The sequence below is a fragment of the Alcanivorax sediminis genome (assembly GCF_009601165.1).
GTDB classification, from domain to species: domain Bacteria; phylum Pseudomonadota; class Gammaproteobacteria; order Pseudomonadales; family Alcanivoracaceae; genus Alcanivorax; species Alcanivorax sediminis.
On the sequence record NZ_WIRE01000001.1, the window covers coordinates 463711 to 482265 of the forward strand.

The window sequence follows — 18555 nt, forward strand, 5'->3', positions numbered from 1 at the left end:
GGGCGGCGGCTGGGATGGCCCGCGTCAACTTCCCCCTCTGCAGGCCCCCGGCGACACCCCCACCCACTGCTTGAACGCCCGGTTGAATGAACTCTGCTCCGCAAAGCCAAGCAGCATGGTGATTTCGAACAGGGAAAGGGACGGATCACGCAGGTAGCTTTGCGCCAGCTCCTGGCGGGTACGGTCGAGCAGGCCCTGGAAGGTCTGGCCGCTTTGTGAGAGGCGGCGTTGCAGGGTGCGCACGGAGATGGCCATTTCGCTGGCCACTTCCCTGAGCGATACCCGTGCATCCGGCAGCAGGCGCAGGAACACCTGCTGCACCTGAAAGGCGAAGGGGTCGTTGCCCGGCAGCGCATTGGAGAGAGCATCGGACTGTCGGTCGAGAATCTGGCGCAGGGCCGGATTGGCAGTAGGCAAGGGGATACTGAGGTAATCCGCCGGGAAGCGCACCGACACATAGGGCGCATTGAAGCGTACCGGACAGCCAAAGAAGGCCTCATACACCGCGGGATTGTCCGGGGCCGGGGACGAGAAGGTCACTTCCGCAGGGTTGGGGGCGTCCGGGACGATCTTGCGCAGAAAGCTGATCAATGCCGAGATGGCAGTCTCATCCACCAACAAGCCCAGACTCAGGCCGCCGAACCGGGGCCAGCCGATCTCGGCCTGGTCCGCCTTTATCGTCACCTCCGCCATCTGCACCCCGTAGAACAGGGACTCGAAGCGCTGGTAGGCATACAGGGCCTGGCCCAGGTTGTCGCTGGCTTGCACCAGATAGCCCAGCACCCCCACATGATCCGGGGTGATACAGGCGCCGATTTCCAGCCCACGGCCATCACCGGGGTGCACCTCCCAGGCCCGCCGCAGCAACTCCAGCCATTGGAACAGGGGCACCTGCTCGCCCGGCCCCAGTCGTGACACCGCGGCGCGAAGGGTAGGCGCATTCAGCTGGTGCTGGTCCAGCCAGTCCAGCAGCACACGGGCATAGGAGCCGTTGACACGAATCGCGGTGGGATCGGGATAGTTTGCCTTCATGGCGTGATTGGATAACAGCTTGGCATGATTCGTCAATCACGAAATGTTGCCATTGCCTAGCATGGCACCATCAGAAACCTGATTTAGCAGGCCCGATGCCCACAGGGAGGAGCAACATGAACCTGATCGACTTTGCCGTGACGACCTACCAGAACGCCGACATCAAGGAGCTGCTACTGGTAGCCATGATGCCGCTGTTCGGCCTCACTATCGTCATTGAAGCCTGGCGTTTCCGTGGCACCGGCATTTACAACCTCAAGGATTCACTCGCCAGCATGACGCTGGGCGCCAGCTATGTGTTGCTGGAAGTGGTGGTGAATGCCCTGTTTGTGTTCGCCATTCTGAACTGGGTGTACAGCCACCGACTGATGGACATCAGCATTACCCCGTTGACCTTCGTTCTGCTGTTCCTGATGGTGGATTTCCTGTTTTATGCCTACCACGTAACCGCCCACAAGGTGCGCTGGTTCTGGGCCACCCACGTGGTACACCACGCCTCGGAGCACATGAACTTCACCACCGCCGGGCGGCAGAGCACCCTGTATGCCTTCAGTGGCCTGTTCCTGTTTTTCGTGCCGCCGGTATGGCTGGGCTTTGATCCTGCCTGGGGGCTGTTCACCCTGGCGTTGAACCTCTCCTACCAGTGGTTCATTCATACCCAGTGGGTGAAAAAGCTGCCGCGCCCTATCGAGTTCATCCTCAACACACCGTCACACCACCGCGTGCACCACGGCCGCAACCCGGAATACATCGACCGTAACTTCGGCGGCACCCTGATTATCTGGGATCGGCTGTTCGGCACCTTTGTGGAAGAGCGCGATGACCTGCCGCCGGAATACGGCATCACCCGCCAGATCCACAGCTACAACCCGATCACCCTGACGCTGCATGAGTTCATCGCACTGTTCAGGGATATGGCCAAGCCGGGCCCGCTGTGGCTGCGCTTGAAACATCTGTGGGCCACACCGGAATGGCAACGACCCGAGCCAGCCCCACCGACCGAACAGAAGGGAGAATTGCCGTCACCCCAGCCCGACAACGCGGTGCAATGATCTCAAAAGAAAGAAAAAGCGGGCGATGCGAGAACACGCATCGCCCTTGAGGTTACAGGGCGCTGAGGCTGCCCTGACTAACGGAGAGAGTAAAGCCGCCAGACTTGTTCGGGCGGCTGGTGGCCGCGACCACGTCATAGTTTCCCGCCGCCAGGCTGACGGTAATTCGCGCGTTCTTGTTGCCGCCACTGTTGTTGTCTTCCGAGATAATCACCCCGTTACTGTCCAGCAGGTACAGGTAGTTATCCACGCTGGAGGTCAGATCCAGAGTCACCGTGCCACTTTGGCCCAGCGTCAGCTGATAATGCGGGTTGCCACTGCTGGAGGTGCTCTTGCCACCTGAACTGGCCCAGCTTCCGCTGACTTGCTGCACTGCAGAGGCGGGATCGTTGCCATCCAGGGGATTGCTGCCCGCCGTCACTTCATCACCATCGCTGTAGCCATCGCCATCGGTGTCGGCATTCAGCGGATCGGTGCTGTGGGTGTTCACTTCCGCGCCATCGTCGAGGCCATCATTGTCGCTGTCCGCAACTGCCGGATTGGTGCCGAGCAGCGCTTCTTCGTCATCGGTCAGGCCATCGTTGTCACTGTCCACCGGCGCAGGATTGTTATCTTCCGGATAGCGGTAAGTGGCCATGACCGGGTAGTGGTCCGAGATGTCCGTGGTGTAACCGTTATGCCAGGTGGAACCGCCACACAACGGCCAGTTGCCGTAAAGGTAAGACCAGTACCAGCTGTTCGGGCTCTTCAGGGCAATCACATCCATTTCCGGGGTAGTCACGGGCTGCAGGTGATCGTCACGATGGAAAACGTAATCCAGCGTGTCGTCGTAGCACATGTCGTAACCCCAGTAATAGTTGTAGGCACGGGACATCCAGTTGTTTTCCGGATAGGAACCAAAGCCATCGTTATTGGGGAAATTCATCGCACCCTCAGACACGGACAGCATTTCACTGACCTGGCTGGACAGGCTGAACGGCACGTTCATGTCACCGGCCAGAATGATCGGCTCGTCGGCTGGGATGTTGAAGCTGTCGAGCCAGTCGTGAATCTCCTGCAACTGTGCCATGCGCACACCATGTTCGGTGTCGTCGGTTTCATCATGGGTGGCTTGCAGATGCGTCGCGACTACATGGTAGTTGTACCCCCCCATCTCGATCTTGGCGTACACCGCGCCCTTGTTGGATTGAGCATCCCAGGAGTTGGGCACATAGTTGGCAAACACCAGCGCGTGCTGTTCCAGAATCGGGTACTGGGATACGACAGTGACGCCACCGCGCACCACACCAATCATGTTGGAACAGGGACCACTGATGGAATTCCAGCCACCACCGGAGCAGGTCAGGCCCAGTACCGGGGTGGCGTAGTTGTATTCATGCATGCCGGTGACTTTGCCGTAGGCGTAATCGGTGAACACCTCGGAGTAACCAATCACATCCGGCAGGGCCGGCAAGGTGCGCAAGGCGTCAGCCAGATGGTCGGCACGGGCATCCTGATCCCAGTCCTGAACCGGCAATTGCATGATGTTGTAGCCCATCACACGGATGTCGGGGCGGTTGGCCTGGGCATGGGGGGACAAACTGGCAAGCAGGAGCGCTGCCAGGGTGAGCGGCTTGATTATTCTCATAATGGGACTCGGGTATCTTGTTGTTATGGTTGCCCACATTGCGGGCCGGCACGGTACACGCGATCGCCAAATTGGTACGATCGTTTTAATTTATACCGCACAGGTAGAAAGATACCGGGGTGACATATGACGCCTCAGGGGCGACAAATGCCTCCACAACCGGCACAGGCCGCAAAGAAAAAGGGCCGCATGGCGGCCCTTTCGCTTCAATTCCGAAACACTGACATTCAGGTGCGCGGCCAGATGGCCGGTGTCTCAACCCGATCAGGGCCGGAAAGTCGCATGCACGGTGTTCCGCGAAAACCCCTGATCAACATCCGCCAGTTGCATGCCCGAGAAGTGCTGACAGAGCGGGCTTGCTGTGTTGCTACACTCGCGCTGAACGATCAGCTTGCACTCCTGCTTAACACGGGTCTCCAGCACCTGACGCTCCCTGTCACTCAGCCCTTCGCGCTGATAAGCCATGGTTTCTGCAATACAGCTATCCACGGCTTTTTTCATCTGTACACTCTCGCCATGGGCAACCCCGCCCAGTGACAACACCCCAACCACGGTAACCACCAATAACCGATTCATATGCACCCCCTGTGCTTTGGCTCATCCTGAGTATTGGATGCCCCGGACCCTCCCGGACCATCCCCAGCGACAAACCGGCAGTGCCTGAAAACATCCCTTCCCTTACTGCCTCACGTTGTCGCCAGATAATCCTAGCCAACCCTTCACCATTCCGTTGTACGCCATTTCCTACACCTTGTAGGAATGCGGATTACGCCAGCGTATTTCGTGCGCCAGTGACCGTTTATCGGAGAGAGGGACCGCCTTGAAACTCAAAGGTTTTGCGTCTTCCACAGGCCGCAAAAACCGCTCGTCAGATTTTCTCGTCTACCCGAAATTTAGCGCGAGCCTGGCGGGGGATAACAGGAAATGAAATGAGGGGGGGGGGCTGGCTCTGCCCGGCCCCTGGAAAGCGAGGTCAGTCCGGCGAATCGGCGTCCCTCGCCCGCTGGCGTCTGGCTTCCTCTTCTTCGAAGGCCGCCTTGATCTCAGCCAGGACGTCATCCACGTCGGCCTCGTGGGTGTCTTCTTCGGCATCACCGCTGAGTTCCGCATCCGGATGCAGCAGACCGCCTTCGTAGAGATCCCAGATTTCCTTGGCGTAGCGGGTGTCGGCCAGCTCCGGGGCGAACAGGGAGTAATAGCGCCGCATGTTGTTCACATCGCGTTCGAGCATGGCGCGGGCATTGTTGTTGGCGGCGGCGTCCACCGCCTGGGGCAGGTCGATGATGACAGGCCCATCTTCATCCACCAGCACGTTGAATTCGGACAGGTCCCCATGGATCAGGCCGGCACACAGCATGCGCACAATATAGCGAATCATCAGACGGTGATCTTCGCGGGCCTGCTCCGCATCCATGACCACCTCGCCAAGCCGTGGCGCCACATCACCGGCTTCATCGGTGACAAGCTCCATCAACAACACCCCTTCCAGCATGCCGTAGGTGCGGGGCACCCGCACGCCCGCATCCGCCAGACGACGCAGGGCATCCACTTCGGCACTTTGCCAGACCTTCTCCTGCTGCTCGCGTCCAAACTTGGAGCCCTTCTCCATGGCGCGGGCACGGCGGGAGTTTCGGACCTTGCGGCCTTCCTGATACTGGGCGGCTTTCTTGAAGCTGCGCTGCATGGCCTCTTTATAGACCTTGGCACAACGCACCTCATCGCCACAGCGCACCACATAGACATCCGCTTCCTTGCCACTCATGAGGCGGCTGAGGACTTCGTCGACAAGGCCATCATCGACCAGGGGCTGGAGGCGTTTTGGGGTTTTCATGGGCTCCTTTGCGGTTGTTTGCGCGTTTGTGGTTTGTCCCGGCCTTCACCGCGACTCCCCCATGTTGGGTATGACAGGATCCACTTGCTCAATAATACTGGATCACCATCTCTCGCCAAGAGTACCTGATCCATGAGTGCGCTTCTGAAGATTTCGAACCTGGCTCGCCTGTTTTTGCTTGCCCTGTTTATTGACAGCCCGGCTCACGCCGAAGAAACGCTCAGCTACCATCTGGAAACCGCGCTGGATGATGGATATTACGGCTATGCGGCGCGTACACCAGAGAATTATCGCTTTGTGATGGTCAAGGACGGCGAGCCCGTGATTTTCTATCCGAAAAACAGCGGCAGGACTTCCTGCCCGCCTAACTCCGGTGGCAAGGAGTTCTTCTTCAGCATGGGGACCAACGGGAAGATGCTGCGCGTCAAACAGGGTAGCGCCTACGCCATGCCCAGCCCTTACCAGAAGAACCAGGACACCCGGATGGGCACCCATGCCGCCGTCAGCGAGGTGCAGACCAATCAGCATTACCCTTGCAGTGGCAAGATAGTGCGAGACTAAAACGGATGATGGCAGGAAAGAGGGGAGCCTCTCTCCTGCTTGCGCCTGCCGGCTAACCCTCGCCGGAATGGTTTTCGAGATCGCAAGCCGCCTTGTCATCATCACAGGCATCCGCCTGCGCCGACTCACCCGCCTCACGCAGAATGGTGATGCCGCCGTAGATCACGATCGCGGCAATCAAGGCGCCAATGATCAGGTCGGGCAGCCGCGACCCGGTGAGCATCACCAGACCGGCGGCAGCCAATACGCCCAGGTTGGCGAGCACATCATTGGCAGAGAAAATCCACGAGGCGCGCATGTGCACCTCGCCATCGCGGTGGCGGGCCAGCAGGGCCAGGCAGGTCACATTGGCCGCCAGGGCAAGAGCACCAATGGCAATCATCAATGTGCCCTCGGGATCGCTGCCAAACCAGAACCGGCGGGCCACCTCGATCACTACCCCCAGGCCGAGAAGCACCTGCAGCACACCACTGACGCGGGCCGCCCGCACCTTGCGGCTCATGACGGCCCCAACGGCGGAGAGGCTGATCGCATAAACCGCCGCATCGGCAAACATGTCCAGGGAATCCGCCAGCAACCCGGTGGACTGGGCCAGCCAACCAGTGACCAGCTCGATGACAAACATCGTCGCATTGATCGCCAACAGGATCTTCAGTACCCGGCGCTGATCACGGTTGTTGGCTTCGAAGCTGCAGTCACAGCCGGACATAGATCACTCCCAGAGTTTGGCAATACGGTGGCAAGGGCCCCACTCCACAGACAGGCCTTGCATCTAGTATAGGGCTATCGGAGTGCCCGGGAGAAAATCTGGCTACCCAGTAGCGGCATCACGGCAGCGGTCGTGACAAAATCTGGTTATAACCGTAGTGGTCTTCGCCCATCACTTGCATGCATGCGCAGCGGGAGACATCAAAGGGGATTTCACCTTCCGGGGTAGCACAAACATCTTTCCTGAAACCGTTGTACACCTTCACATCTGTGGTGGTGTAGCGTCCGGCAAAGGCCAACCGGGTATCGTCGGTGGTGATGTTGGGGTGAGAGGCGTGGGTGTTAAGCGAGGTGAAAATGATGAATTCCCCAGCCTTCATCTCCATAGAGCGGGTTTCAAATCCATCGAACAGATCGGGCACTTCGTCGAGAATCATTTCATAGGCGGCCTGCACTTTGACAAAGTTACCCGCCGTGAATCGCGCTGCATGGATTAATCGTTCGATTTTTTTCCGTGGCAGTGTCATCAGATAATTGGTCGCATGACGCTTCATCTGGTAGGTCAGATATTCAAAGCGACCATCCCGATAGGAGCCAGGAACAAAACGCATACAGCCGTTATCAATAGTCACATCTGTCAATGCCACCCAGGCCGTCAGTTGCACCATACTCTCATCCGTGTCACGGGTAGGCACGAGCTTGGGCCTGATCGATGATTCGCGGAAGGTTCCGGTCTGATGCCAGAATGTCCCCGTTGCACCCGGTGGCTTTTCGAAGAACTGGGAACGCCAGCAAAGGAGGTTATCGCCCAGCAGGCTGGCCATTCGTTGTGTAATCGGCTTGGCGGAAAGTACATCCCACAGCTCGTGGTAACGCAGGGCCTGATACAAGCCACTGTAATTCAGGTTCCACATGCCGTGGCGTTTCAATACGTCTCGCGCCCGAGCATTGCCAAAAAGCATTTCACCGCCAAAGTCTCCTGCCTGAAGTGCATAGATGTGTGCCTTCAGCGCATCGGCGTGGGAGGCAGAAAGCAGCGGATAAGGGCCAAGAATGCCATCTCTGATGAAGGTTTTTACCTCCTCTTCACTCAGATAATAACCACCATCCGTTTCCTGCCGACGATGCCCGCGGATGCGCATACCCAGATTGCGCTTGTCTTCCATGCCTTCGGTAATATTTACATCAGCTCCGACCAGTTTTTTTACCGGAGAATACGAATACTTGAGCAAGGAGAATACGACTGACGCCAGTTTCAACTTCCACGCATTAACCCCCTTCAGTGGCTGTCGATCCAGAATCGCCTCCAGAGGCTCGAAGCCACGCATCATGTCTTCCTTGATGTCATAGTGATCAAACACGGGTAACTCCATGCAGTTGTTATTCTTTTATGGAAAGGGATGAAACAGGGGTGTCATGCCTGGCTACTTCGAGATGATTTCAGCATGGGCACGGGCACCGACCTGGGCACCATTAGCGCCAGCATTCTCAGGAAGCGATAAGGCGTCACTCGTGGCCATACCACCACCATCATGGTGTCACCTGCATCACGATTGAGCACCGCATCAAAATATCGTGTCACACTGTCTTCACTGGAAAAGCGAAAGCCCTTGCGATAAAGATTTCGTCCATAGGCAGATCGACAAACCGAGGTTTCTTCGTCGTAATCCACCTCCGCACCTTTTGACATCATCTCAGCGACATATCTGGCGAAACCATAGATCCGCTGGCGCACTTTTCTTTCGCACACATAATCAATTTCAGGAATCACATTAGGCTCAACCATACGAATGATGCTCTTGTACACCGCAGGATTCTGTGTGCGCATGGCAAAGGGAACAAAACTTCTTGAGCTAATGGAGTTCAGTAGCCAGGTCAGGCAAACCATAATCGAAGCAATGCCGTTACCTTGGTGCTCTCTGGCAATGTTGACAGTATCCAGATAGATGGCATCCCGCCCCTCGTAACACAACTTCTTGACCCCACAGAAACCGACCGCCTCACCTCCCTTGTCAAGTACCAGCCAGTACTGATCAATATCACCAAAATAATTTTTTCTTGATCGAAAGTAGCTCTGGTCTTCTTTCTCGAAGGTTTCCTGGATCAGTTTTGCAGTGAACTCGAAGAGCTCCATCTTATGATTGTCACTAAAAACAAGATCCGGCTTGTTAAAGATATAGTAACGGTACTTACCGAAGGAGAACTTCCGTGCACATTCAGGAATAATTTCTTTTACTATTTTTTTGTCCATTCCCCATTCCTTTTTGCCTTATACGGCATTTGTTTTTGACAACCACCTTTTTTCAGGCAGAAATCTGAAAACGGAAAAACGAAGGAACGGGATTTTTTTACAGGTGAATTTCTGCGTCAAGATTGGCTGAAGGCAAAAATCAGAAAAAATTCAATAATGCCATTTTTAACAATGATTATGACCCGGATAACAATGCCTCATTTAAGGAAAAGTTTATAACCTTGCATTTGTATGAAAAGGCTTTTATCCAGCAAAGCGATTCGAGCCTGAAATCTCTATTGCCTGACTGCCCGCCAACCAAAACGAGCTGTGCGAAAATTGCTGACACTGATCACTGAGACAAAACAAAGGCGCCATCCGCGGCGCCTTTATTTTGATACGCATTCTCTGATCTTTTCAGCCGGTATAGTGGCGCCGAACTGGAGCGGACAACTTTTCCGGGTGACGGGGAGTCACACCGGAAAAATGTTTATAGATCTCCTCCAGGTCTGCCTCCATGTCATCACCGGGATAAATGACTACCGGAAACGAAAAGGTCTTCTTCTCGTAATCGGCCAAGGCAAGAATGATCGGCACGTTGGCGCGTTTGGCGATGTGATAGAAACCAAGCTTCCATTCCGCCGCATTGCTGCGGGTACCTTCCGGCGTTACTGCGATCAGGAGCTTGTCGCGCCTCTTGAACTCAGCCACGGTCTGGGTGACCACGCCTCCAGCCCGCCCCCGCTCGATGGGCATGGCGCCCAGCTTGTGCAGCAGCCAGCCCAGCGGCCCCTTGAACAGGCTGTGCTTGATCATGATGTTCACATCTTTCTGCAGGGCCGAACGGCTAACCAGTGCAATGACACCATCCCAGTTAGAGGTATGCGGGCCGCCAGCGATGACCGCTCGATCAATATCCGGGAAGGGGCCCGCTTTCCAGCCAGCCAGGCGCAACAAGGCCTGAGCGATGATCTGAGCCAGCGGGGTACGCGTCTTTCTAGATAGCTGTGATGACGACATGACTGCCTTTGGTATGCAAAAAATGAAGTGTACCGATCCGAACCGGTTTGCGCATTGAGGGAAAGTAAGGGGGCATCTTCCCAGTGGAATCTTTTATCAACCGGCCAGAGCAAGCCACTCCTGCATCATGCTGTAGCTGAGCCCCCAGATGCAGTAATCCTGATAGCGGCAGCAGGGAAAGGTCAGCGTCCCCAGCGGCGTATTCACCGGCAGGGTGGAGTGATTCACCGGATCCGACAGGTAATCAAGCGGTATCCATACCCCGCTACGGGCTTCGTGGTTGAGGGTCAGAGCCGCATCACCCTGCCAGCGAAACACATGCGGGGTCACGACCATGGGGCGCCAACGGCTGTGGTGACGAGTGAGCAGGTCAGACAGGCGGGCCTGGTAGCGCCCTCCGGCATACAGATCCAGGCCGGTTTCTTCCCGCGTTTCGCGCATGGCGGTGTCACGGCTGGAGGTGTCGCTGGCCTGCAGACGGCCACCGGGAAACGCCATATCACCCGACCAGGGATCCCCCTCCCGGCGCGCCCGCTGGATAAACAGCAATGCTTCTTGCCCGGGATCATCGCGCTGCACCAGCGCCACTGCCGCACGGGTCACATGACGCCGAAACGGCAGTTTCTGTGGACGAACCTTCTTTAGCCAGGCCAGATCAGGCACACAAACACCTTGCAGTTTAGTAATCCACCAAGCTTAGCACTGAACCCGCCAGACATTCCGCGCCAGTCGCGCCAGAACCTACTGCGCCAGGAACAGCGCCACTGCCAGCAGCATCCCCAGCAGGGCAACGCCCACATTGACCACGATACCCCAGCGGGCCGCATACCCTTCTGGAAAGTCTGAAGGTTTCAGCGTCGACAGGAAGCGCGCGTACTGGCGGGACGCAAAGATCGCCACCCCCGCGCCGATCAGAATAAACAGCAGCCCTACCAGCACCGTGATGCTCTGTGGCAGCCGGTCTGGTGACTCAGCCGCCAGCATCTGCATCAGCATGCCGGACCGTTCCACCAGAAAGCCGAAGGCGATGAGCGCAATGCTGGTGCGGTTCCAGGCCAGCAGGGTGCGCTCTGCCGCAAACAGGACTCGGGGGTCTTTCTCTTCTGACATGGTCGTTTCACCTTCCGGGTACAGTGTCATCAGCATAGCGAAGCCGCCAGCGGCACAACACATGGGCAACGCCGCGAGCGGTTACCGACCATCCGATATCATGAATTTAGATGGACAGGCACGCAGAATACCTATACCTTACCAGTTAGCTAAAAGATTGCGCTTGAATCACGTACTCCATTTCGTTGTTTTCTCTGTATAACTCGTCCTGCAGTCCTGAAGTCCAAGTCACCGTTTTTCAGCTACACCTATAAACTTCATTCTCAGGAATATTGCTATGTCTACAGTTAAAGGCACCGTTAAGTGGTTCAACGAAGCTAAAGGTTTTGGTTTCCTGGAGCAGGAAAACGGCCCGGACGTTTTCGCTCACTTCAGCGCCATCACTGGTTCCGGTTTCAAGACCCTGGCCGAAGGTCAGGCAGTTGAGTTCACCGTGACTCAGGGCCCGAAAGGCCCGCAGGCTGAGAACATTGTTGCTCTGTAAGCAACTGTTCCAGTAAAAAAAGGCGCCTTCGGGCGCCTTTTTTTGTGCCTGCCGCCCAGCCCCTCTCAGACAGCGCAAGGCGCCAATGTCGTTGGCCCTGGCCATGACAAACCCCAAGCCTCCTCTCCCGCATCACCTCCCAGGCCATGGTTCACTTGGCACCCGATCTTCATCCAGCAGAATTTCTTGAGAGCATTACAGGGACTTCCTGTTATGTTTCCGGGATGAGTGATGCCCAAGCCAATACCACACCGACGCTGGATACGGCCCGCACGTACCTTGTGTATGACGGTGACTGCCCGGCCTGCCGTCACTATGTCCGCTTTGTGCGCTTCCGCGATGCTGTTGGCGTGGTAGAGCTGATTAATGCGAGGGAAGCAAACGAGTGGGTGGCGCATTTACGGCTGCAGGGCATGCCCCTGGATGATGGCATGGTACTGGTGTATGCCGGCCGCTATTTTCACGGTGCTGATGCGATTCACCAGATGGCCCTGCTGGCCAACCGGTCTGGGTGGTTCAACCGGGCGACTGCGTGCCTGTTTCAATCGAGGCGCTTGACCGGGTTTCTTTATCCCATTCTAAAAACCCTTCGCAACGCCCTGCTTTGGACATTGCGGCGTAGCAAAATCGATTCATGACACGTCGAGCAGAGCTCTTCCGTCACGACATTGTATTGATTCGAAGCGTTTTACCCCCCCCATCAAAAAGCGGTGTGGATTGCCCACAAAGCAAAAAACACCGGGGCAATCAATGGTCACGTCCCCACCGCCATGAAAGCTGCCGCAGCCCGATCCGTTGGGCTTCTCCCCTGTCATACGCTTCATGCTAGAGTGAACCGGCGAAAAGGGATTCGGTGACGCTCACCGACAAACATACGGAGAAATTCTGCCATGCGCTGGATCAAACTGGGCCTGCCTCTAACCACCCTTCTACTCGGCGCGTGCGACGACGCACAGCCACCAGCAGCGCCCCCTCCAGAAGTGTTTGTGGTCACCGCCAGCGAGCAACCTTATCAACCCGAACGCACCTTCTCAGCCCGGATCGATTCCCGCAGCGACGTGAATATCACCGCCCAGGTGTCCGGCAAACTCACCGCCGTGCATTTCCGGGAAGGGGACAATGTGGACGCAGGGGCACCGCTGTTTGATATCGATCCGGCGCCTTACAAGGCCGCGCTGGACCGGGCAAAGGCGGAACAGGAGCGGGCTCGTGCCACCCTGGCAGATGCAAAGAGCAACCTGCAACGTGCCAACAAGCTGATCGAAAAGGGCTACATCTCAGATTCCGAGTACGACACGCTGAAAACCCGCAAGCTGGAAGCGGAAGCGGCAGAACAATCTGCCAGAGCGGCGATGGAAAGTGCCCAGGTGGATCTCTCCTACACTCATATTTCGGCGCCACAGGCAGGTCGCGTCGGCCGCTCTGTGGCCTCCGTGGGTGATGTGGTCAGCCCTTCCTATGGCACACTCACCACGCTGGTGGGGGGCAACGATATGCAGGCCGTATTCCAGATTCCGGAACGACTGCTCACCGACGCCGCCATGAGCGACAACCAGCCCAAGGCCAGCGACATCGAAGTGGGCCTGATCATGCCTAACGGCAGCGAGTATCCGTACACCGGCAACATCGTCTATGTGTCTAACCGGGTGAACACCAATACCGGCACAGTGGAAGTCCGCGCCGCCATGCCCAACCCGAAAGATCTGCTGCGCCCCGGCATGTATGTGCAGGCGCAAGTACGCCTCAAGGAAAGCCTGAGTGGCTTGATGATTCCCCAGGCGGCACTTCAGGTGGACCAACAGGGCACCTATGTCTTCACTGTGAATGAGAATAACCGGGTGCTGCGCACCAACCTGCAAACTGGCGAGCGTTTTGGCGAAAACGTTCTGGTCACGGAAGGCATGCAAGCGGGCGCCAAAGTGATACTGCAGGGTATCCAGAAAGTGCGCCCCGGCAGTGAAGTCGTGGTATCCGACTACAAGCCGGCGACCCAGGCCCACACGGGAAGCCAGCCGATACCCGCGACAGACACAAACGACGAGGAAACCAGCAACGGGAGTGATGCCCCGTGATCAGTGACGTTTTTATTCAGCGTCCCAAACTGGCCATGGTGGTGGGGCTGGTGATTACCTTCACCGGCTTGCTGGCCATGAAACTGCTGCCAATTTCCGAATACCCGGAAGTGGCGCCACCGCAGATTTCCGTCAGCGCCAGCTGGCCCGGCGCCTCCGCTGCCATCATGGAAGAGTCCGTGGGGCAAGTGATTGAGGATGTGGTCAACGGGGTGGAAGGTATGGACTACATGTCGTCCAGCTCCTCCAACAACGGCAGTTACAGCCTCGCCATCACCTTTGAAGTGGGTGAAGACCCGGACATGGCACTGGTACGCGTGCAAAACCGGGTCAAGCTGGCCGAGCCGTCCCTGCCCGCGGAAGTGCGCGCCCAGGGCCTGACCATCGACAAGCGCTCACCGGACATACTCTTCACCATCAACCTCTACTCGCCGGACGGCTCCCTTGATGAGTTGTTCATTGCCAACTACAGCCTGCTCAATGTGCAGAACCCGCTCAAGCGGGTGGACGGCATTGCCGATGTCAGCGTATTCAGTGCCGCGGACTATTCCATGCGCCTGTGGATGGACCCGCCAAAGATGACCGCACTGGGCATTACCCCGGACGATATTGGCAATGCCCTGCGCGAGCAGAACGTACAGACCCCGGCAGGCAAGATCGGCGCGCCGCCCTTCGAGGGCAAGCTGAGTACCGAATATGCTCTGCAAATGGAGGGCCGCCTCAAGGACGTGAAAGAGTTCGAGAACATTATCCTGCGCGCCGATGAAAACGGTGGCATGGTGCGCCTGGGTGACGTCGCCCACATCGAGCTCGGTCAGCTCTCCTACAGCATTGCGGCCAATTATCAAAACCATCCCACCACGGTGATGGCGGCCTACCTGTCTCCCGGTGCGAACGCCCTGGCCACCGGTGACGCCCTCAAGCAGGCACTGGAAGACCTCAGCACCACCTTCCCGGATGGCCTCGATTACGCCATTGGCTACGACACCACCCGCTATGTGGAAGTGGCCATTCGCCAGGTCACCAGCTCGCTGCTGATGGCGGTGGGACTGGTGATTCTGATTACGTTTATTTTCCTCGGCGACTGGCGCCCGACGCTTGTTCCCACCGTGGTGATTCCGGTGTCCCTGATCGGCACCCTGGCCGTTATGCTGGTCGCCGGCATGACCATCAACACCATCACCCTGTTTGGCCTGATCCTCGCCATCGGGATCGTGGTGGACGATGCCATCCTGGTGGTGGAAAACACCGACCGCCACCTCAGCGAAGATCCCAACCTGTCCACCCGTGATGCGGTGAGCCGCACCATGGAGGAAGTCACCGGCCCGATCATTGCCACCACCCTGGTACTGCTCGCCGTGTTCGTTCCCGTGGCGCTGATGCCTGGCATCAGCGGCATCATGTACAACCAGTTTGCCGTCACCATCTGTGTGGCGGTGGTGTTGTCATCCGTATGCGCACTGAGCCTGAGCCCGGCGGTGGCCAGCCTGGTGCTGCGCCGTGGCAAGGCGGAGGCCGGCTGGTACCGGCTGTTCAACAAGGGCTTTGCCAAGGTTACCGACGGCTACTCCCGTATTGTCGGCGGACTGTTGGGCCGCCGCGGCCTGACACTGGCGCTGTATGCGCTGCTCATGGTCGGGCTGTTCTTCGGTGCACGCGCCGTGCCCACCGGCTTTGTGCCGATGGAAGACAAGGGCCTGCTGCTGGTGAACGTACAGCTTCCCGATGCCGCCTCCATCAACCGTACCGAAGCGGTGGTGGAAGAGGTACAGAAGATGCTGGCTGCCGATCCCGCCGTGGAATCTGCCACCATGATCGCTGGTTTTTCCATGCTCACCGGCGGCGTGCAAAGTAATGGCGGTACCGGCTTCGTGGTACTCAAGCACTGGGATGACCGTCCGGACTTCAAGGACATTTCCCTGGCCGTGTCCGCGCGGATTACCCAGCAAGCTTACAAGACCATCCCTGAAGCGCAGATTCAGGCCTTCCCGCCCCCGTCGGTGCCCGGCATGGGGGCCGTTGGCGGCCTGGAGCTGGTACTGGAAGACACCCTCGGCCGCAGCCACGCGGAGCTGGCCGGAGCCATGCAACTGCTGGTCGCGGCCGCTAACGAGTCCCCCCTGTTCAGCAGCGCCTATTCCAGCTTCCGCGCCAATGTGCCCATGTATCGTATCGACATTGACCGCAACAAGGCCAAAACCCTGCAGGTGCCCCTGACCAACGTCTTCACTGTGCTGCAAAGCCAGCTGGGCTCCAGCTACATCAATGACTTTTCCCTGTTCGGCCGCACCTTCCGGGTGATGATGCAGGCCGACCCGGACTACCGCTCTGACCTGAAAGATATCGAGCAGCTGTATGCCCGCAGCAGCAACGGTGACATGGTGCCGCTATCCACCCTGCTCACGGTGAGCCCGGTACTCGGCGCGGACATCAGCAACCGCTATAACCTCTACCGTTCTGCCATCCTGCGGGCTTCACCGGTGACTGGCGTCTCCAGTGGTGATGCCATGCAGGCGCTGGAAAAAATCGCTGCGCAGGTACTGCCGCAGGGTTATCAGGTGGAGTGGACCGGTCAGAGCTATCAGGAGAAGAAGGCCGGTAACCAGATTGGCATCGCGTTCATTCTGGCCATGGTCTTCATTTATTTGTTCCTGGTCGCCCAGTACGAAAGCTGGTCGGTACCCGCCGCCATCATTCTGGTGGTGCCGATTGCCGTGGCGGGCGCCATTGGCGGGCTGTTGATGGTGGGGCAGGTTGGCATCCCGCAGCTGGGAGCGCTGGATCTGTTTGCCCAGGTGGGGCTGGTGCTGCTGATTGGCCTCGCCGCCAAGAACGCCATCCTGATCGTGGAGTTCGCCCGCGAGCGACGAGAGCAGGAGGGGCTGTCGATCCTCGAAGCCGCCGCCGAAGCCGGGCGACTGCGATTCCGGGCCGTATGCATGACCGCCCTGTCCTTTGTGCTGGGCATCCTGCCGCTGGCCTTTGCCAGCGGCGCGGGCATGTTCAGCCAGCTTTCACTCGGTCATACCGTGATGTGGGGCATGCTGGCAGCGCTGCTGATTGGAACCCCGATGATTCCTGCCTTCTATGCCATCGTGCAGGGCACCCGGGAGAGCCTGAAGCGCAAGTTTTTCAAGTGAACAAAATTCATCGCTCTGCCACAATGCCAGACCGATACCAAGAATGATAAAAACTCGACAAAAAAGGAGAGTGCCCATGAAAAAAAGGATTTTGTTGCTGCCCATCCTGATGTTGATGGGATTATCCGGCACCACCGGCGCAGAAGAAGCCGCGGCCGAGAAAAAGCAACCCAACATCCTGGTGATCTGGGGCGATGACATCGGTTGGCAAAATGTCAGCGCCTACGGCATGGGCACCATGGGCTACACGACGCCAAACATCGACCGCATCGGCAAGGAAGGTATTCGCTTCACTGATCACTATGCCCAGCCTTCCTGCACCGCCGGGCGCGCCGCCTTTATTACCGGTCAGTACCCGATCCGCTCTGGCATGACCACCGTGGGCCAGCCTGGCGATTCCTTGGGTCTGCAGGCCAAGTCACCCTCGCTGGCAGCAGTACTCAAGGACGCCGGATATGCCACCGGCCAGTTTGGCAAGAATCACCTCGGCGACCGCAACGAGCACCTGCCCACCGTCCATGGCTTTGATGAGTTCTTTGGCAATCTCTATCACCTGAACACCCAGGAAGAGGCCGAGCAACGGGATTACCAGCGTTTCGCCAAGGCCTATTCCGGTGACCTGGAAAGCTATGAGAAAAAATTCGGTACCCGTGGCGTGCTGCACTGCTTTGCCACCGACAAAAAGGACGGCAGCAAGGATCCGCGCTTTGGCGTCATGGGCAAACAGAAGTGTGAAGACACCGGCCCTCTTACCCAGGAGAGAATGAAAAATTTCGATGCCGCGGAAGTGATTCCCAAAGCGGAAGATTTCATGAAGCAGGCCAAGGACAACGACAAGCCGTTCTTCGTCTGGCTGAACACCAGCCGCATGCATCTCTATACCCGCCTTGATGACAAGTGGCGCTATGCTGCTGAAGAGTACACCTCTGAAGCGGATTATCATGGCTCCGGCATGCTGCAGCACGACCACGATATCGGCATGGTGCTGCAATGGCTGAAAGATAATGGCCTGGATGAGAACACCATCATTTGGTACTCCACCGACAATGGCCCCGAGCACAGCTCCTGGCCCCACGGCGCCACCACCCCGTTCCGCGGCGAGAAGATGACGACCTACGAAGGCGGTGTCCGGGTGCCGTCCATGCTGCGCTGGCCTCAAGCCATTCAGGAACCGAAGGTGCTCAATGGCATTCAATCCCACATGGACATGTTCACCAGCCTGGCGGCCGCCGCAGGCGTGGATGATGTGAAAGACCAGGTGATGAAGGCCAAGAAACAGCCCATTGATGGCGAGAACAACTTGCCCTACTGGCTGGGCGAAGCAGATCAGTCTGCTCGCAACCACATCTTTTACTACTACGAGTCCAAGCTGACCGCCGTGCGCATGGGACCATGGAAATTCCACTTCTCCACCAAGGAAGACTATTACGCCAATGTGGTGGGCCGCACCGTACCGCTGGTCTTCAACCTGCGGATGGATCCCTTCGAGAGTTATGACAATTCTGACTCTTACGGCCACCTCATGCAGAAAGTCTCGTGGCTGATTCAGCCCATGGGAGAACTGATGGGACAGCATCTGCAAAGCCTGGCCAAATACCCGCCGGTGCAAGGCGGCAAGAGTTTTGACATGTCCAACGTGGTCGAAGAGTTCATCAACAAGGGCAAGCAATAAGTCTAGCTGGCGGCTG

At 57.6% G+C, this 18555-nt stretch carries 17 protein-coding genes; 7 read left to right on the top strand and 10 right to left on the bottom strand.

The window, feature by feature from the left end:
* Window positions 1-24 precede the first annotated feature (24 nt).
* Window positions 25-1068, bottom strand: coding sequence for an AraC family transcriptional regulator (locus tag GFN93_RS01910; RefSeq protein WP_194285729.1), 1044 nt, complete (start codon window positions 1066-1068; stop codon window positions 25-27).
* A gap of 80 nt (window positions 1069-1148) precedes the next feature.
* Between GFN93_RS01910 and GFN93_RS01915 the strand changes: the two genes are divergently transcribed.
* A complete protein-coding gene (locus GFN93_RS01915) occupies window positions 1149-2084 on the top strand; it encodes a sterol desaturase family protein (RefSeq protein ID WP_153498743.1) in 936 nt (311 codons plus the stop codon).
* A gap of 52 nt (window positions 2085-2136) precedes the next feature.
* On the opposite strand, the gene GFN93_RS17255 is transcribed toward GFN93_RS01915, so the two are convergent.
* From GFN93_RS17255 to GFN93_RS01935, 3 genes are all read right to left on the bottom strand, one after another.
* Window positions 2137-3711, bottom strand: coding sequence for a sphingomyelin phosphodiesterase (locus tag GFN93_RS17255; protein WP_208993707.1), 1575 nt, complete (start codon window positions 3709-3711; stop codon window positions 2137-2139).
* 264 nt (window positions 3712-3975) lie between these two features.
* On the bottom strand, window positions 3976-4287 hold the full coding sequence (locus GFN93_RS01930; RefSeq protein ID WP_153498744.1) for a hypothetical protein: 312 nt from the start codon (window positions 4285-4287) through the stop codon (window positions 3976-3978).
* Between the two features lie 397 nt (window positions 4288-4684).
* On the bottom strand, window positions 4685-5542 hold the full coding sequence (locus GFN93_RS01935; protein ID WP_153498745.1) for a PA4780 family RIO1-like protein kinase: 858 nt from the start codon (window positions 5540-5542) through the stop codon (window positions 4685-4687).
* Window positions 5543-5674: 132 nt separating this feature from the next.
* Here GFN93_RS01935 and GFN93_RS01940 point away from each other — a divergent pair, with 132 nt between their 5' ends.
* The gene (locus GFN93_RS01940) at window positions 5675-6103 is read left to right on the top strand and encodes a hypothetical protein (protein ID WP_153498746.1); all 429 of its coding nucleotides are present in this window, start codon (window positions 5675-5677) and stop codon (window positions 6101-6103) included.
* A 52-nt stretch (window positions 6104-6155) separates the two neighbouring features.
* On the opposite strand, the gene GFN93_RS01945 is transcribed toward GFN93_RS01940, so the two are convergent.
* The 6 genes from GFN93_RS01945 to GFN93_RS01970 form a co-directional block, all read right to left on the bottom strand.
* Window positions 6156-6812: a cation transporter gene (locus tag GFN93_RS01945; protein ID WP_153498747.1), complete on the bottom strand. Its 657-nt coding sequence runs from the start codon at window positions 6810-6812 to the stop codon at window positions 6156-6158.
* Window positions 6813-6930: 118 nt separating this feature from the next.
* Window positions 6931-8172, bottom strand: coding sequence for a phytanoyl-CoA dioxygenase family protein (locus GFN93_RS01950; protein ID WP_194285730.1), 1242 nt, complete (start codon window positions 8170-8172; stop codon window positions 6931-6933).
* A gap of 53 nt (window positions 8173-8225) precedes the next feature.
* Complete coding sequence (locus GFN93_RS01955) at window positions 8226-9062, bottom strand: GNAT family N-acetyltransferase (RefSeq protein ID WP_153498749.1); 837 nt, start codon at window positions 9060-9062, stop codon at window positions 8226-8228.
* 396 nt (window positions 9063-9458) lie between these two features.
* Window positions 9459-10061, bottom strand: coding sequence for a lysophospholipid acyltransferase family protein (locus GFN93_RS01960; protein ID WP_153498750.1), 603 nt, complete (start codon window positions 10059-10061; stop codon window positions 9459-9461).
* A 96-nt stretch (window positions 10062-10157) separates the two neighbouring features.
* On the bottom strand, window positions 10158-10724 hold the full coding sequence (locus GFN93_RS01965; RefSeq protein ID WP_328594131.1) for an NUDIX hydrolase: 567 nt from the start codon (window positions 10722-10724) through the stop codon (window positions 10158-10160).
* Window positions 10725-10802: 78 nt separating this feature from the next.
* Window positions 10803-11207 carry a YidH family protein gene (locus GFN93_RS01970; RefSeq protein WP_208993708.1) on the bottom strand — a complete coding sequence of 135 codons (405 nt, stop codon included), beginning with the start codon at window positions 11205-11207 and terminating at the stop codon, window positions 10803-10805.
* A gap of 241 nt (window positions 11208-11448) precedes the next feature.
* Between GFN93_RS01970 and GFN93_RS01975 the strand changes: the two genes are divergently transcribed.
* The 5 genes from GFN93_RS01975 to GFN93_RS01995 all read left to right on the top strand — a co-directional run bounded on the left by GFN93_RS01975 (window position 11449) and on the right by GFN93_RS01995 (window position 18539).
* On the top strand, window positions 11449-11655 hold the full coding sequence (locus GFN93_RS01975; protein ID WP_007149147.1) for a cold-shock protein: 207 nt from the start codon (window positions 11449-11451) through the stop codon (window positions 11653-11655).
* A gap of 224 nt (window positions 11656-11879) precedes the next feature.
* Window positions 11880-12293 (top strand): DCC1-like thiol-disulfide oxidoreductase family protein, encoded by a 414-nt coding sequence (locus GFN93_RS01980; RefSeq protein ID WP_153498752.1) that lies wholly within the window; start codon window positions 11880-11882, stop codon window positions 12291-12293.
* Between the two features lie 252 nt (window positions 12294-12545).
* Entirely contained in the window at window positions 12546-13727 is a 1182-nt protein-coding gene (locus GFN93_RS01985; RefSeq protein WP_153498753.1) for an efflux RND transporter periplasmic adaptor subunit, read from the top strand.
* Window positions 13724-16867 (top strand): efflux RND transporter permease subunit, encoded by a 3144-nt coding sequence (locus tag GFN93_RS01990; RefSeq protein ID WP_328594136.1) that lies wholly within the window; start codon window positions 13724-13726, stop codon window positions 16865-16867. Before GFN93_RS01985 ends, GFN93_RS01990 begins: the two co-directional genes overlap by 4 nt.
* 76 nt (window positions 16868-16943) lie before the next feature.
* Window positions 16944-18539 carry an arylsulfatase gene (locus GFN93_RS01995; protein ID WP_153498754.1) on the top strand — a complete coding sequence of 532 codons (1596 nt, stop codon included), beginning with the start codon at window positions 16944-16946 and terminating at the stop codon, window positions 18537-18539.
* Window positions 18540-18555: the final 16 nt, after the last annotated feature.

What these genes read in the sequence shown, in the direction of transcription:
- GFN93_RS01930 (WP_153498744.1), bottom strand. Translation starts at nt 4,287, where the DNA reads ATGAATCGGTTATTGGTGGTTACCGTGGTTGGGGTGTTGTCACTGGGC.
- GFN93_RS01970 (WP_208993708.1), bottom strand. Translation starts at nt 11,207, where the DNA reads ATGCTGATGACACTGTACCCGGAAGGTGAAACGACCATGTCAGAAGAG.
- GFN93_RS01975 (WP_007149147.1), top strand. Translation starts at nt 11,449, where the DNA reads ATGTCTACAGTTAAAGGCACCGTTAAGTGGTTCAACGAAGCTAAAGGT.
- GFN93_RS01980 (WP_153498752.1), top strand. Translation starts at nt 11,880, where the DNA reads ATGAGTGATGCCCAAGCCAATACCACACCGACGCTGGATACGGCCCGC.
- GFN93_RS01935 (WP_153498745.1), bottom strand. Translation starts at nt 5,542, where the DNA reads ATGAAAACCCCAAAACGCCTCCAGCCCCTGGTCGATGATGGCCTTGTC.
- GFN93_RS01985 (WP_153498753.1), top strand. Translation starts at nt 12,546, where the DNA reads ATGCGCTGGATCAAACTGGGCCTGCCTCTAACCACCCTTCTACTCGGC.
- GFN93_RS01960 (WP_153498750.1), bottom strand. Translation starts at nt 10,061, where the DNA reads ATGTCGTCATCACAGCTATCTAGAAAGACGCGTACCCCGCTGGCTCAG.
- GFN93_RS17255 (WP_208993707.1), bottom strand. Translation starts at nt 3,711, where the DNA reads ATGAGAATAATCAAGCCGCTCACCCTGGCAGCGCTCCTGCTTGCCAGT.
- GFN93_RS01915 (WP_153498743.1), top strand. Translation starts at nt 1,149, where the DNA reads ATGAACCTGATCGACTTTGCCGTGACGACCTACCAGAACGCCGACATC.
- GFN93_RS01995 (WP_153498754.1), top strand. Translation starts at nt 16,944, where the DNA reads ATGAAAAAAAGGATTTTGTTGCTGCCCATCCTGATGTTGATGGGATTA.
- GFN93_RS01955 (WP_153498749.1), bottom strand. Translation starts at nt 9,062, where the DNA reads ATGGACAAAAAAATAGTAAAAGAAATTATTCCTGAATGTGCACGGAAG.
- GFN93_RS01940 (WP_153498746.1), top strand. Translation starts at nt 5,675, where the DNA reads ATGAGTGCGCTTCTGAAGATTTCGAACCTGGCTCGCCTGTTTTTGCTT.
- GFN93_RS01945 (WP_153498747.1), bottom strand. Translation starts at nt 6,812, where the DNA reads ATGTCCGGCTGTGACTGCAGCTTCGAAGCCAACAACCGTGATCAGCGC.